The sequence below is a fragment of the Photobacterium sp. ABD4_091 genome (assembly GCF_056160145.1).
Genome location: NZ_JBSWWQ010000002.1, coordinates 1,371,923 through 1,385,931, shown reverse-complemented (window position 1 = coordinate 1,385,931; position 14,009 = coordinate 1,371,923). Strand labels below are relative to the sequence as shown.

Here is a 14,009-nt window from a genome sequence, read left to right as displayed (position 1 = left end):
TCAATGAAAGTTTTAGAAATAAACCAAACCAAGGTACTCGAAACCGAAAAGTTGTTACTCGAAATAATCAAAACGCCACATGATTTCAAAGGCGATGAGGTGCTATATAAGGCACTGAAATCTCAAACGGCTATAGCGAAATATGAAAACTCAGATCGACAAATACTTTCATGCTCGCTAAACACCGTAAAAAGTATCTCAGAGGCTCTTTTGAAGCGAGGTTTCTTAGGTCTCGATGAGTTAAGGATTAACGCAAAGGCTGCTGTAGAAGCAGTTCTGCATGCAGAAAAAAATGGAAAGCCAAACAAGCAAACAACGGCAGGTTTAAAACTCAAAGTAGAAGAGTTAGAAGGTCAACTTAATGCAATGCGTTTTGCTTGCTTTAACTTAACGGCAGTAGTAGATGAGCTTCGCTCTAAAGCTAAAATATTGGCAGAGCACAATGGCACTCTTGAGCAGCGTATTGAATTGTACCAGGATGTAAACGCAAGACTCGAAGTGAAACTCAGTCATGCGCAGCAATCTGATGATTTAGATAAGTTCATAACTGAATATAAAAGGTTTGTAGATGCCAGTACATAAGCTAAAAGACCATAAACAATGGACTAATATTGGGCTTGATGGAAAACTTCAATTTCGTAAACCAATCGACATTCCTTTCGTGACTTACAGCAATCATCTACCGTGTGTTGAAGTCAATGCGTACATTCGCACCTTGGTTATGATAAATAAGAAGCAAGGTACTCTTCGTAGTAAAGCGCACGACATTCATCACTTGGTCCGTTTTATCGAGAATCAACCTAGTGTCGCTAAATTTAGCCAGCTTAATGACTCAACCTTTAGGTTGTTTGTTCAAAGCCTACAGGTAGAACGAGAAGCTAATGGTGAGCTGAAAAGATCGAATAATACGGTGATTAGCATCGCTCGTAGCTGTATCGACTTTTTGTGTTTCGTGCAGTCTTTCCACGACCTAAGGAATTTTATTGGCGAAGATAAAAGTAACTCAATTCGAATAATTGAGAAAACCTACAAGCTCAAACCTGAAGGATATAAAGGTTTTGTTGAGGGGGTTAAGAAAACCCATTCGGCATTTCCTACTCCTGACGCTAAGAAGAAACGCCATCCTGTATCAGAAGAAGATGCTTTGAAGGTCTGGAACCACATCAAAACTCAACCATCAAAAGACCGACGTAAGCGGGACATGGCACTTTATACAGCTATGGAGCAACTTGGTGCTCGTGTTCAAGAGTTGAGTTTAATCAAGTGGAGTGAATATGAAGAGGCTCGTCGCACATGTTTACTCAAGTTAACCACCCTTAAAAGAAGGGATGATAAAGCTACTCGTTATATCCCTGTGCCAAGTATTCTGCTAACAAGCATCAGCGATTATGGAAAAGTTAGGAAAAAAGTTATGAAGAAAAAGAAAGTTAAGCATGACTTTCTATTCATCAGCTTAACAACAGGCAAGCCACTTACCGCTGATTCGTGGACAACATACATAAATCGATGGCAGAAAGAGTTAGGGATAGAGAGGGCAATCAGTCCTCACCTATGGAGGCACGCTTTTGTAACAGACAAGCTCAAAGAACTGATACTCACTAATGCTGAGATCAACAGCAAAGATGATTTTAGAAAACACCTGTTACACACGGCAACCTTTAAACAGCAATTGCAGCAATGGACAGGCCACACAAACCTAAGCTCACTAGATACTTATATAGACCTGGTGTTTGCTGATTTAAATGGCTACACAACTGTTTACAATGCAGTGTCGTTATCAAGCAGCGTGAAGTTAGTAGAACGTCAAATTGAAGCGCTAGAGGGGCAGATAACCAACAAAGAAATAACAACCACTGCTGCCCTTATAGAAATAAAACATTTGTTAAATGCTTTTCAAGCCGATATTGATAAGTGCATTGAATACTCTTCCATCAGTCAGTAACTTTGATAACAAAAAATTATGAAATTGAAAATAATTGATAATTTTTATAAATCAATTGTTCCCCCTATACTCATTCACATCGAAACGAAAGACGAAACAAATTACATAGGTATTTGGAGCAGATAATGAAAATGAATCATATTGGCCTAATGGTCGGAGACATGGAAAAAGCGGTAGAGTTCTACACTAAAGCGCTAGGTCTACGCATTGTAATGGACAACACAAAAGTTATCGAAGAGCGTGAAACTGCAATCGGACGTATGTGTATCGCTGTGTTTGGCGAAGGCTTCAAAGGCTTTAACATTGCCCACCTGGTTACAACAGATGGTATTGGTGTTGAGTTATTTGAAATGAAAGAGCGCCAAGAGCGACACGACGTTGATTTCTCTCGTCTTGGTATTTTCCATTTCTGTCTGCAAACGGATGATTTTGGGGGTGTGATTAAGCGTGTTGAAGAGTTTGGCGGTAAAGCTCGTATGGATATTATGCGCTACCACCCAGAAGACGATAGCAAACCAGCGCAAATGATCTACATGGAAGACCCGTTTGGTAACCTATTTGAACTTTACTCACACACTTACGAAGAGACTTACTCTTCAGAGTATGAATAATTGAGCTAAAAGGTTAACGAAGCAGGATTTGTACTAATTCAGACCCGATCTGACAGTTACCCACTTTCGACTTGGTGCCTGCCAGATTATATCTGGGCTAGATTCTTTTCGGCCCAGATTGATTTCCCATCCTCTAATGTTTCTATGGGCGTTCTGCCACAGCACATTTTTCCTTGATGGGTACGATGATTGTTGTAGTAGTCCACCCATTCGTCCAGATCTTTCTGCAACTCATCCATTGAGCCATACAGTTTCTTTCTGAACGTCACTTGGTAGAACTCATTCAATATGGTCTTGTGGAAGCGCTCGCAGATCCCGTTTGTCTGTGGCGACATGGCTTTAGTTTTAGTGTGATCGATATCATTGATGGCTAAGTAAAGTTGGTAGTCATGTTGCTCAACTCGACCGCAGTATTCAGTACCCCGGTCAGTCAAGATTCGCAGCATTGGCAACTCGTGAGTCTCGAAGAACGGTAGAACCTTGTCATTCAACATATCTGCTGCGGTGATAGGTGTTTTTGTCGTATAGAGCTTAGCGAAAGCAACTTTGCTATAGGTATCAACGAACGTCTGCTGATAGATGCGTCCAACACCTTTCAGATTGCCAACATAGAACGTGTCTTGAGAGCCGAGATAACCTGGGTGTGCAGTTTCTATCTCACCACAGGCCTCATCATCATGCTTCTTGCGCTCAAGGGCAGCGACTTGCTCGTCCGTTAGGATTATACCGTCCTCTGCGACCTGTTTTTCCAGTGCGATAAGACGTTTCTTGAAGTTTTCTAGGTCATTGCGGAGCCAGATTGAGCGTACGCCACTTGGAGAGATAAACACGCCTAGTTTACGCAGTTCATTGCTTGTTCTGACTTGTCCATGCGCAGGGAAGTCGATGGCGTATTTGAGCACAGCCTGCTCAGTCTCACTATCGACACGATTCTTTAAGTTTGGTGTTCTGCGGCTTTGATTAATCAGAGCATCGATACCACCTGTTTCTACCAACTCTTGATAACGATAGAAAGTGTCTCTTGAGACACCCATGACTTTACAAGCTTTTGATACATTACCGAGTTCTTCTGCAAGATTGAGAAGCCCAGCTTTGTGTTTGATGATTGGATTGCTAGTATGAAGCATGAGAGTTACCTCTTATTGTCTTTGATTACGGATTCAGCACCTTTAATCAAAGTGGGTAACTCTCTTCATTTCAATTGAAGTGTCAGATCTAGTCGGAACTAATACACAGGATTGGTATTGTTACCGATCCTGTTTTTTTATATGCCTTCTTACTAAGCTTCAGTTTTAATCAGGATAGTCGCCACAATCCTGGTTTGGGAGTGGCTACTTGTTTGATAACTCATTAAGTAACCGCTTCTTCTCTTCTTCACTCATTTTTTCAATGACGCAAGCCAGTTCAGCACTGAGCTGATCCTCACAGAAAAAGTAGTTCAGTGGCACATTTAACTCGTCAGCCATACGTTTTAGCGTGCTGATATCCGGTACATGACGTCCTTTCTCGTAGTGGTTCATACGGCCGCTTGCTGAGCTTTCTTCCATGCCGATTTTCACCCCTAAGTCTTTTTGGGTGATTTTTGCTTTTTTACGCGCTGCTTTGAGCCTCTCTGGAATAGGGTTGGTGTTTTGCACTTAGACATTTCGAATCAACCTATAGATAACTTAGATTGTCTAAGTTTTACGGATTTTTGTATACTTAGCAATCCTAAGTTTATTGTTGGTGAGTTTGCCCATGATTGCAAAAATCAAAATAAATCATTTTATGCATAAGTTGTTGATTGAAATGAATATGGATGGCTTTTCAGTAACAGAGGCGCGGGATGCGATTCTTTCTAGCTGCAGCGAGCATAATGATGTTAATCAAGTAAGGTTAATGATTTACCGTCAAATATTATCATTTTTGGATAAGGGTTGGTTACGTAGTGCAGGAGAAGGTCGTCATAAACAATATTGGGTTACTGATACTTTTCGGCAACTGTCAGTTATATCAAAAAACTGTGTAAAGAGTAATGATGCAAAGGAGGTGGAGGATGCTAAGTTATTGAATATAAGAAATAAGTTGATTGATCAGCTAGCCAAAGAGAAAAAACAATATGAAGGTGAGCTTTCGATAGCACTTGGAGAAGTTGAACAACTCCTTTCATTAATTGAGCGCTTCCCACAAAAAGCTAATGCATGGACACCTCTTTTAGTAGAAGCTAAAGAGCATTCAGCTGCGTTACTAGGACGAATAAATGCACTAGGTAAGGTCTTAGATTATGATGAAAAGGCTACAAGTTAATGTTAAGGCGCTGGCAGCAGGCTTGTGAAAAGGCCGCAGAAAATAAATATAACTCGGGTGGTTCGCACTTTTTTTGTCAAGCAACACCAGGGGCCGGAAAAACAGTCTTTGCAGCAACATTAGCGAAACGTCTGTTAGATCAAAAACAGGTTGATTTGGTGCTTTGCTTCGCTCCATCCCGCACGGTTTGTGAAGGGATCCGGCATACTTTTTCCATGATTACTAGGAGTGACTTCAGTGGTGGGTTCGGAGCTATTGGAGGTGTTTATACTTACCAGACTTTGAGTTTTAAAAATGATGAGTTTTGGCAACGCTTTAAGCGTTATCGTGTGTTTGTTGTCTTTGATGAAATCCACCATTGTGCGGCTGATGAGCATGGTCGTTCAAATATTTGGGGGCATCAGATTGTGGCAAATATTAAGAAATTGGCAACGTATACCTTGGCACTATCTGGTACACCATGGCGTACAGACTCCGTGCCTATTGCTATGGCTGAGTACACTAACTCTGAAGGTGAACTAATTTGTGATTATCAATACGGTTTAAAACAAGCTGTTGATGATTCAGTGTGTCGTCGCCCTCGTATTGTGTTGGCAGACAGCGATAATTTGTTAGTGAACGACGGAAGCAGTCAACGCTCTTTTTCATCAATTAAATCTTTACTATCAGATTCTACAGTAAGCTACCAATCAGTTATTCATACTCCAAGAGCGATAGATTATTTGCTCACTGAAAGCTGTAAAAAATTGAATGAGATACGGAAATCAGTACCAGATGCAGGGGGATTAGTTGTTGCGGCCTCTGTAAGTCATGCGAAACAGATTAAGAAAGCTTTAGCTGAGAAGCTCGGTCAGAGTGTAGTGATAGTAACCTATCATCATGACAAGCCGTTACAGACTATTGAACAGTTCAAAAGTGCTAATACGCAATGGATAGTCAGTGTTGGGATGATTAGCGAGGGAACAGATATCCCGAGGTTACAAGTATGCTGCCATATGAGTGCAGTTAAAACCGAATTGTACTTCCGTCAGGTACTGGGTCGGATACTTAGGGTGAATGGGAGTGCGAATCAGGAAGCTTGGCTTTATACCTTTGCTGAAGAAAACCTTGTCTCTTTCGCTGAACGAATTGAGCAAGATATCCCTGAGACCTGTATTAATATTAGACCGCCTTCTACCGAAGGTAATAAACACGAACCAAATTTTGAGAGTGGAAATAAATCACACCAATTTTCGTGTGGATTAGCTGAAGAGTTACTGTCGAATAGTGAGTGGTTGCCTAGGGAAAAAGCCTCTAACAGCGACGCAGGTGTTGAATCTAACGATTTAGCCGAGCTTAAGCTTGGGAGGTTTCGTCAACGGGTGATAGAGGCGTTTTGTTGCTAAAGCTAGTGTGTTAAACAATAGCTTCTGTCCAACCCCATGTTAGAAAAAGCTATTTAGATTGTAGACGTGCTCCGCAGCCCTGGGCTGCCTAACTAAGACGGATAATACTATCGCCGGCATTTCTTCGAGATACCGCCAAGCATTAGCCGGCTATACTAGCGCTTTATCTTACAGTCGAGTGGTGTCTTTTCGCTGATTAAACGATGGGAGTTTACAGTGAAGAGACAATCCCGGAGTGCGGATTGTATGAGTATCTGCTCAATTCCAGTGGTTTAAGGGTATGTATTTGTAGGGGTTATATTAAGTGCTTAGAACAACGGCCATTAACGCGCAAATAGGGAGTCTCTAGCACCTAATTTTCGGTAAATCCCGCCATTTAGTGGTGTATTGAGGTGACAATAGCTCCCGCTTCATTGACCATTTAGGGTTAATCCCTTGAGCAGCTAAAAAAACAGAGCCATTGCCGTATTTCTTGTTTAGGCTGTCTAATACACCCATAAGTGCAGGGTTAGACGGTGATTCATCAAAGAGATCACCTTGGGCGTGCTTGCCGCTAACCAGATCGATAAACCCAACGCCAATTTTGTAATAGCGAACCCCTTCAACAAACAAGCTGCTTAGCTGAGCAGTTACTGCTTTGGTGATTACGGTTGTATCGTCTGTGGGGTAGGCAAAGCGGTAAACTTGTTTGAAGCCTTGAGGGCGTTCGTCATAAGGGGAGTTAGAAGCAAAGACGATCATTACTTTGACTAGTGACTGCTGTCGCCGTAACTTCTCAGCAGCAATAGCTGCATGTTTGCTAATTGCCTGGCGTAAATTATCTGGGCAAGTAATGCGCTCACCGACACTACGTGTGCTAAAAATCTGTTTTTTATCCGCCCTTACTTCATCCCAGCCTTTGCAAGGCTCTCCGTTTAACTCTCTAACTGTACGTTCTACTTCAACATTAAATGATTTTCTGGCTAAGCCAGGCTTCAGATGTGACAGCTGTAGGGCTGTATTGATTCCCATATATTCGAGGCGCTTGGATATACGCGAGCCAATGCCCCATAAATCTGATGTCTTGAGCTGTGAAAGTATTTGGTGACGTTGTTGAGGGTTCTCGATTACACATACCCCTTGATACCCTTGAACATTTTTGGCTGCATGGTTGGCGACTTTAGCTAAAGTCAGCGTTGAGGAAATACCGACACATACGGGGAGCCGGCACTCACGCCATACCGCACGACGTAATTTTTGGCCGTGAAAAGCTAGATCAGGTATGGACTTTTCACAGCGTTTGAATGCCAGAAATGACTCATCGATAGAGTAAATATGCTGTTCTGGAGCAAACTTGCCGATTACTTCCATCATCTTCGCGGACAGATCACCGTAGAGTTCGTAGTTGGAAGAGCAAGCAATAACACCTTTGGCTTCGCACAACCCACGCATTTCAAAATATGCTTTAAATTTCTGCACACCGACTTCCCGGGCCTGCCGATTCGCCGCCACAATACAGCCATCATTATTGCTAAGCACGACGACTGGCTTACCTCGCCAGTCAGGACGGAAAACTTGCTCAGCTGAACAATAAAACGAGTTGGCATCTACAAGGGCAAACATTGTTCCTCCAGTAGCCGGCTTGCACGGTGGCAGCGTATCGAGCGGATCACGACTCCCTCAATGGAGAATTGGTCACTTTCTGAAATATATAGGGTTGGGTAGCCAGGAGCTGCTGAAAGTAATATGCGACGATGGGTATCAAGCAGCTTACAGACAAACTCGCCATTTAAGTTGGCAACGATTACATCATGGCTGTTAGCTTGAACATGTCTGTCAACGATAAGAATATCTCCGTCATAGATCCCGACGCCTTCCATTGAACGGCCTTGGGCTTTTCCAATAAAGGTTGCACTGGGGTGCTCGACCAACAGCTCATCTAAACTCAGTGGTAGTTGTAGGTAGTCTGCCGCAGGACTTTCAAAGCCTGTCACACCGGCACTGGCACAAATTGGAATGATTTTCATAATTACGATACTGTTTATATGTACAGTGGTATTTTGGTCGGGAACAGGAAAAAATTCAATAGGCATCCAGTTTTTTTAGTGCTGATAGAGTAAGGGGTGAACACTATGTGCGGTCGGTTTGGTGTGGGCGGTATTAAGTTTAGCCAGATGGTGAGCAATGAGCTCAGTTGTGATTTTAATGCTAATGAGAATATGGACTTACGGCCAACGCAAGCTGTGTCTGTTGTCGTGAATATCGATGGAAAACTACAACAACTAGATACGAAATGGGGGATTCAACCTGACTGGGCCAAGAAAGTTATTATTAATGCTCAGTCAGAAATGGCCGCTGAAAAGAAGACTTTTAAACAGGCAATGGCCAGTAGGCGTTGTTTGGTACCCTGTTCGGGTTGGTATGAGTGGCGGGATGAGGGAAGCCACAGAAAGCAGAAGTGCTATTTTACACATCAAGAAGGACGTCCGATATATATGGGAGGGATCTGGTTTCCATCTGAGGTCCCTCAATTGGTTACGATAACCACGCAACCTTATGAAGTCTGTGAGTTATACCATCACAGGATGCCTTATTTGGTAAGCCATGACGATGCGATGCATTGGTTAACAGGGAAAAGAATAAACGAGAAGCAGGTTCCTTTAAGGATCATTCAGTCTATATAGGCTGGCATAGAGTATGCTTTCATTTATATGTTCTCATGTTGTTTTGTTGTATGGGCAATTTAGGACTGCATCATTAACCTGTTATGGCAGCAGATCGAATTTAGTTATCTCGCTGTTGGCAATATCAACATAAGTTAGAAGTACTGGAAGTTAAACTGATCTAGGTGCGTTGCGATAATCGTGACTCTGAAATGATGTGATGGACGCCCCACTTAACGGCTTCGATGAGCCAGAATTAAGGTGTTAGCACTTAATTACGAAGGAGCATCCATCATGAATATTAAAGTTGTTGGTATCGATATTGCCAAGTCTGTCTTTCAGGTTTGTGTTCTGCTTCATGATAACAAGGTTGCATGGAACAGAAAGATTACCAGACATGATCTGATGAAAAAGCTCAGTCAGCTTCCAGATAACACCCTGATTGCTATGGAGGCTTGTGCATCATCCAATCACTGGGCAAGGCAAATGCAGAAGCATGGGTTTAAAGTTATGTTAATTCCTGCTCAATTCGTTAAACCGTTCGTTGGGCATCAGAAAAATGATGCTAATGATGCGCGAGCAATATGTGAAGCTTCCCAACGACCAGGCGTGCATCCAGTGCAAGTAAAGACGATTGAACAGCAAGATATCAAAGCGCTGCGAAATGTTCGTCAACGCCTTATCGATAATCGTATTGCTTTGGTTAATCAATCCCGCGCTATGGCTGCGGAATACGGTGTTATATTCCCCAAGCACGTGGCTAAATTCCAAGAACTTCTGCCATTAGCCATTGAAGATGCAAGCAACCAGCTCTCTCATGTTATGAGGCGTCTATTGCTTGAAAATTATGATGAGCTCAAGCAGTTAAATCGGGATATTCAGCAGGTAGAATACGACTTGCTAGAGTTGTGTAAAACCGACCGCCGTTTTCGAGCATTACGAGAAGTTCCTGGATTTGGCCCAATTATCAGTTCTGCATTAATTAGTGAGCTTGGCACTGGCAAGCAATTTTCGAATGGTCGTCAGTTTTCTGCTTGGTGTGGTTTAGTACCTAAGCAGCATAGTTCAGGAGGTAAGTCCTGCCTGAAAGGTATTACTAAAAATGGCAATAAACAGTTACGAACGCTTATCTTGCATGGTGCACGGGCGGTTGTTCGATATGCAGATAAACGTCAAGATAAGATGGGCTTTTGGCTACGAGAGTTGATAGTCAGGCGAGGTAAAGTCAAAGCGATAGTCGCCTTGGCAAATAAATTGTGCCGAATTGGGTGGCGTCTTTTAAGCTCAGGTGAGCAGTTCGACGTGAATAAAGCTTTTGCATAACAGTTAACACATAGATCTTTCTATAGATAAACAGCAGTACCCGAGTTTGCAAGTATTGATGAACAAACGGTCAACGTCTCTGTTAAAACCTGGTTCTGGACAAGGCATGAGTTATGCCGTGGAAATGTAAAGGAAGCAGAGAGCGAATTACATCATGGCGCGAGCATCAGGAGCTCCCTAAGACGTCGGATATATGTCAGCGAGCCGTATCTAATCAGTTCTTGCAATCACAGGGGCGTCCATATATGTCCAGCTCCTTGCTGACGGGGTAGATCGTCGTAACGCAGATCTGCCCCATTATGTTTTAGTTAGAGCTATCAATTACGAGAAGCGTATAGAGCAATGAGTTACATTTTATTATTATACGGTTATCGACAACTTAAGGCTCCTTCTCTAAATTGCGTCTGCCCAATCATTTAGATCTAATGATCTTCACTGGTTACTAATGCTCCCTCCTTATACATTATTATTTCAACTAAGTGCCATAACAAAATGGTGCAAGGTATTAATGGACTAGTCTGCAAAGTCATATCTGACCCTAAGTTCTCAACCCTTTCTGCTGGCATTACGAGCCCTATCATTAAAAGTCGGAAGTATTAAAAGCCTGATATTTTTATCAACATAAACAATAACTTATATTAAGCCCTTATCATCTAGATGTTGTTTATTAAAAATAATTATTTTTAAAATCAATAAATTAACCTTAAAAAAATGCTTTTTTTGAACGATCGATCAAAAATTATGTTGAACGATCGTTCTGGGTTCTGTATATTCACTCCCAACAGAGCGGTTGAGGACTTAGTTCTCTTCGCTATGCATTAAGTAAATAAGCAACAGACAAGTTAATCGGAGAAGAAAATGAGCCAATTTAAAGCACATACAGTTGAGTCAGCACCAGAAAAAAGTAAAGCAATTATTGAAGGTGCATATAAAGCTTACGGTGTTGTACCTGGTCTATTCGCTGTTATGGCAGAGTCACCAGAAATTTTAAAAGCTTACACACAAATTCATGAACTATTTACAGCGACATCATTTGATGCAGAGGAACTGACTGTCGTATGGCAGACAATCAACGTAGAGCATGAGTGTCATTACTGTGTTCCTGCACATACAGGTATCGCGCACTCTATGAAAGTAGACCCATCACTAACGGAAGCACTCCGTAATCAGCAGCCTATGCCGAATGCTAAGCTACAAGCGCTTCAAGACTTTACTTTGGCCGTAGTCCGTCAACGCGGAAATGTGACAGAAGAACAATTGAACGTTTTCATTGACGCTGGTTACGGTCAGCAGCAAGTGCTAGAAGTTATTCTTGGTCTTTCACAGAAAGTGATCAGTAACTACGTTAACCACATTGCGAAGACGCCTGTTGATCCAATGTTCGAAAAATTTGCTTGGAGCAAATAATTCCCACTTAATTTAGATAGCTTTCAACAAGGCGTTGGAAGCTATCAAGAACTTCATAAATTGGATGCAACAAATGAATTTTGACTTCAACAAAAAATACGGTGGTTGGGCTTTAGTAACTGGATCCACATCAGGGATTGGTGAACAAATTGCTGAGCAGTTAGCGGCTGACGGCATGAACTTGGTACTTGTCGCAAGACGAGAAGAAGAGTTAAAGCGTAATTCACAACGAATCTCTGATAAACACAATGTGAAGACAGAATATATCGTTGCTGATTTAAGTCGTTCTGAAGGAATTGATGCTGTTAAAAAGGTAAACCAAAATATTGGCTTGCTTGTTCTCTCTGCAGGTTTAGAAAATAACGGTGCGTTTGAGAAAATCAACCTTGAGTCTGAAAGGCAACTTGTTAATGTTAATGTGCTGTCGACAATGGAGTTGGCTCACCACTTTAGCAACTTGATGGTTAATAAAGGTAAGGGGGGAATTCTATTTGTTGCAAGCCTATTTGGTCAAATGGGTAGCCCATACTTTTCAAATTATGCAGGGTCGAAAGCCTATGTCATTAACTTCGGGCAGTCTTTATATGGTGAATTAAAGCCGAAAGGTGTTGATGTAAGTATCTTATCCCCAGGGCTAACCAAGACACCGATGGCAGATAAAACGGGTGTTAACTGGAGCAAAGTGCCCTTTGCAGCCAAAGAACCTCAAGATGTTGCAAGAATTGCACTGAAAAATATGGGGAAAAAAGTGGTCATTGTACCGGGTTTGCGAAACCAGATTTCTGCATTCTCGGCAAACCTCACGCCAAGAAAATTATTGAATACTATGGTTGAAAAAATAATGAGTTCGGCCCTACCAGAAAGCAAGTTGTAAGTCCTGGCACTGCAAGTGTATTTATATTAGGTACTAGAAAATGAAACGTAACACGACAGCACTCATTCTTATAGATCCCCAAAATGATTTTTTATCAGAAGATGGGAAGTTATATGAGGCGGTAAAACCGGTACTAGATAAAACCAATGTTATTGAGAAGCTTAATGGCTTATTAGATAAGTTTCATGAAAATGACATGATGGTGATCCACACACCAATCACAGTCGAACCTGATCAAATGGGTAACCCCGATGATTTGTACGGCGTCATGAAGCCGGTGGCGCAGTCTGGTGGGTTCATCCGAGGGAGCAAAGGGGCGCAAGTTGCTGATGTCCTTCACTCTAATGAGAGTGATTTCATAATAGAAAAACATCATATTTGTGCTTTTGAAGGAACGGATCTCGATAAAGTGTTGAGAGACAATGGAATAGAAACTGTTGTCCTTGCTGGACTATTGACTGATGTTTGTGTCGAAGCCACTATGCGAATTGCATATGACCGAGGATATGAAGTGTATACCGTTACAGACGCGACCGCGACCCTGGATCAAGCCAAGCAAAATATTACGGTTGAATATAGTTATCCGCTTTTTTCAAAGCCTGTTTTAGCTGAAAAACTTCAATCTATGATTTAGTCATACTTTTTAAAGAATTATTGTCATTATAAGGGTAATGATAGTGATGTTATTAAGTAGAGTAATGGAGTTATTTTTTTAATGGCTAATGATGTCATAACCTCACTAGCCGGCCTATTCGCGACAATAATAGGTGCAGGAAGTTATTTTTATAAAGTGAAGAAGCATCGTACACCGGAGAAACCGATATTTTTTGTCATTATGTTAATTGTAGGTTTTGTTTCCGGTGTTTATTCATTAGCGCTAACGCTTCAATCATTTAGACTTTTCTCCATACTGGTTATTCTGTTGGCAACTATACCAATATTAATGAGTATCGTGTTTACAGTAACTTTTCGTGGTTCAAAAGCACCTGTCGGCAAGCTTCAAGTCGCGACTGGAGATACACTATTACCCTTCTCTGCAATAAGGGCAGATGGTTCATACTTTTCAACAAGTGAACTGAAAGGACAACGGGTGTTATTAAAGTTTTACAGAGGGTCGTGGTGCCCATACTGTAGTACTGAATTAGAAATGTTTGACGAGATGAAGCCGATATTTGATGAGTTTAGTGTAAAAGTCATTGCGCTATCAGGCGATACTCCTGAAGCTACTAGGGCTCATCAAAAACGTGATAATCTGTCGCATTTATTATTATCCGATCCAGAATTAAACGTTGTTAAACTATATGGTGTAGAGCATCATAAAGCATTTGGAGGTGATGCAACGCCAGCAAAGAAAGTGTTAGGCTTACCCTTCCCCACTAAAATGAAATACCGCTCAATGGCGATACCAACATCAATATTAGTTGATGAACATGGCACCATCCTATGGATTGATCAATCTGAAGATGTCCGTATGAGAGTAAATGAGAAATTAATGAGTAGAGTTTTACACAGTGCATTTGGTCATTGATGTTTATTATC

At 41.6% G+C, this 14,009-nt stretch carries 15 protein-coding genes; 11 read left to right on the top strand and 4 right to left on the bottom strand.

Translation table 11 applies throughout. The annotated features are described in order from the left end of the window. The first annotated feature begins 3 nt into the window (after positions 1-3). The 3 genes from ACXAGQ_RS20705 (at position 4) to ACXAGQ_RS20695 (ending at position 2,553) form a co-directional block, all read left to right on the top strand. Entirely contained in the window at positions 4-582 is a 579-nt protein-coding gene (locus ACXAGQ_RS20705) for a hypothetical protein (RefSeq protein WP_475256416.1), read from the top strand. Continuing rightward, positions 569-1,942: a tyrosine-type recombinase/integrase gene (locus ACXAGQ_RS20700; protein ID WP_475256414.1), complete on the top strand. Its 1,374-nt coding sequence runs from the start codon at positions 569-571 to the stop codon at positions 1,940-1,942. The genes ACXAGQ_RS20705 and ACXAGQ_RS20700 overlap by 14 nt, the downstream gene beginning before the upstream one ends. A 125-nt stretch (positions 1,943-2,067) precedes the next feature. Next, complete coding sequence (locus tag ACXAGQ_RS20695; RefSeq protein WP_475256412.1) at positions 2,068-2,553, top strand: VOC family protein; 486 nt, start codon at positions 2,068-2,070, stop codon at positions 2,551-2,553. 86 nt (positions 2,554-2,639) lie between these two features. On the opposite strand, the gene ACXAGQ_RS20690 is transcribed toward ACXAGQ_RS20695, so the two are convergent. Together ACXAGQ_RS20690 and ACXAGQ_RS20685 are read right to left on the bottom strand one after the other, a co-directional pair. Further along, entirely contained in the window at positions 2,640-3,680 is a 1,041-nt protein-coding gene (locus tag ACXAGQ_RS20690) for an IS481 family transposase (RefSeq protein WP_475250925.1), read from the bottom strand. 204 nt (positions 3,681-3,884) lie between these two features. Then, positions 3,885-4,190, bottom strand: a complete 306-nt coding sequence (locus ACXAGQ_RS20685; RefSeq protein WP_475256410.1) for a helix-turn-helix domain-containing protein — start codon at positions 4,188-4,190, stop codon at positions 3,885-3,887. A gap of 100 nt (positions 4,191-4,290) precedes the next feature. On the opposite strand from ACXAGQ_RS20685, the gene ACXAGQ_RS20680 reads away from it, so the two are divergent. Further along, positions 4,291-4,839: a hypothetical protein gene (locus tag ACXAGQ_RS20680; RefSeq protein ID WP_475256409.1), complete on the top strand. Its 549-nt coding sequence runs from the start codon at positions 4,291-4,293 to the stop codon at positions 4,837-4,839. Further along, positions 4,839-6,224, top strand: coding sequence for a DEAD/DEAH box helicase (locus ACXAGQ_RS20675; RefSeq protein ID WP_475256407.1), 1,386 nt, complete (start codon positions 4,839-4,841; stop codon positions 6,222-6,224). The genes ACXAGQ_RS20680 and ACXAGQ_RS20675 overlap by 1 nt, the downstream gene beginning before the upstream one ends. A gap of 345 nt (positions 6,225-6,569) precedes the next feature. Here the strand turns inward: ACXAGQ_RS20675 and ACXAGQ_RS20670 are convergent, their stop codons facing one another. Together ACXAGQ_RS20670 and ACXAGQ_RS20665 are read right to left on the bottom strand one after the other, a co-directional pair. Continuing rightward, positions 6,570-7,826, bottom strand: coding sequence for a Y-family DNA polymerase (locus ACXAGQ_RS20670; RefSeq protein WP_475256405.1), 1,257 nt, complete (start codon positions 7,824-7,826; stop codon positions 6,570-6,572). Further along, on the bottom strand, positions 7,811-8,230 hold the full coding sequence (locus tag ACXAGQ_RS20665) for a LexA family protein (protein WP_475256404.1): 420 nt from the start codon (positions 8,228-8,230) through the stop codon (positions 7,811-7,813). Before ACXAGQ_RS20665 ends, ACXAGQ_RS20670 begins: the two co-directional genes overlap by 16 nt. A gap of 105 nt (positions 8,231-8,335) precedes the next feature. On the opposite strand from ACXAGQ_RS20665, the gene ACXAGQ_RS20660 reads away from it, so the two are divergent. The 6 genes from ACXAGQ_RS20660 to ACXAGQ_RS20635 all read left to right on the top strand — a co-directional run bounded on the left by ACXAGQ_RS20660 (position 8,336) and on the right by ACXAGQ_RS20635 (position 13,998). Next, on the top strand, positions 8,336-8,887 hold the full coding sequence (locus ACXAGQ_RS20660) for an SOS response-associated peptidase (RefSeq protein WP_475256648.1): 552 nt from the start codon (positions 8,336-8,338) through the stop codon (positions 8,885-8,887). A gap of 273 nt (positions 8,888-9,160) precedes the next feature. Beyond that, positions 9,161-10,189, top strand: a complete 1,029-nt coding sequence (locus ACXAGQ_RS20655; RefSeq protein WP_187464673.1) for an IS110 family RNA-guided transposase — start codon at positions 9,161-9,163, stop codon at positions 10,187-10,189. An 858-nt stretch (positions 10,190-11,047) separates the two neighbouring features. Further along, positions 11,048-11,596, top strand: coding sequence for a carboxymuconolactone decarboxylase family protein (locus tag ACXAGQ_RS20650; RefSeq protein ID WP_475256402.1), 549 nt, complete (start codon positions 11,048-11,050; stop codon positions 11,594-11,596). Between the two features lie 73 nt (positions 11,597-11,669). Continuing rightward, positions 11,670-12,470, top strand: coding sequence for an SDR family NAD(P)-dependent oxidoreductase (locus ACXAGQ_RS20645; protein WP_475256400.1), 801 nt, complete (start codon positions 11,670-11,672; stop codon positions 12,468-12,470). 40 nt (positions 12,471-12,510) lie between these two features. Then, on the top strand, positions 12,511-13,104 hold the full coding sequence (locus ACXAGQ_RS20640) for a cysteine hydrolase family protein (RefSeq protein WP_475256398.1): 594 nt from the start codon (positions 12,511-12,513) through the stop codon (positions 13,102-13,104). 81 nt (positions 13,105-13,185) lie between these two features. Next, positions 13,186-13,998, top strand: coding sequence for a peroxiredoxin family protein (locus tag ACXAGQ_RS20635; RefSeq protein ID WP_475256396.1), 813 nt, complete (start codon positions 13,186-13,188; stop codon positions 13,996-13,998). Positions 13,999-14,009: the final 11 nt, after the last annotated feature.

Coding starts and splice junctions, on each gene's coding strand:
- ACXAGQ_RS20705 (WP_475256416.1), top strand. CDS start 4: ATGAAAGTTTTAGAAATAAACCAAACCAAGGTACTCGAAACCGAAAAG.
- ACXAGQ_RS20700 (WP_475256414.1), top strand. CDS start 569: ATGCCAGTACATAAGCTAAAAGACCATAAACAATGGACTAATATTGGG.
- ACXAGQ_RS20695 (WP_475256412.1), top strand. CDS start 2,068: ATGAAAATGAATCATATTGGCCTAATGGTCGGAGACATGGAAAAAGCG.
- ACXAGQ_RS20690 (WP_475250925.1), bottom strand. CDS start 3,680: ATGCTTCATACTAGCAATCCAATCATCAAACACAAAGCTGGGCTTCTC.
- ACXAGQ_RS20680 (WP_475256409.1), top strand. CDS start 4,291: ATGATTGCAAAAATCAAAATAAATCATTTTATGCATAAGTTGTTGATT.
- ACXAGQ_RS20675 (WP_475256407.1), top strand. CDS start 4,839: ATGTTAAGGCGCTGGCAGCAGGCTTGTGAAAAGGCCGCAGAAAATAAA.
- ACXAGQ_RS20670 (WP_475256405.1), bottom strand. CDS start 7,826: ATGTTTGCCCTTGTAGATGCCAACTCGTTTTATTGTTCAGCTGAGCAA.
- ACXAGQ_RS20665 (WP_475256404.1), bottom strand. CDS start 8,230: ATGAAAATCATTCCAATTTGTGCCAGTGCCGGTGTGACAGGCTTTGAA.
- ACXAGQ_RS20660 (WP_475256648.1), top strand. CDS start 8,336: ATGTGCGGTCGGTTTGGTGTGGGCGGTATTAAGTTTAGCCAGATGGTG.
- ACXAGQ_RS20655 (WP_187464673.1), top strand. CDS start 9,161: ATGAATATTAAAGTTGTTGGTATCGATATTGCCAAGTCTGTCTTTCAG.
- ACXAGQ_RS20650 (WP_475256402.1), top strand. CDS start 11,048: ATGAGCCAATTTAAAGCACATACAGTTGAGTCAGCACCAGAAAAAAGT.
- ACXAGQ_RS20645 (WP_475256400.1), top strand. CDS start 11,670: ATGAATTTTGACTTCAACAAAAAATACGGTGGTTGGGCTTTAGTAACT.
- ACXAGQ_RS20640 (WP_475256398.1), top strand. CDS start 12,511: ATGAAACGTAACACGACAGCACTCATTCTTATAGATCCCCAAAATGAT.
- ACXAGQ_RS20635 (WP_475256396.1), top strand. CDS start 13,186: ATGGCTAATGATGTCATAACCTCACTAGCCGGCCTATTCGCGACAATA.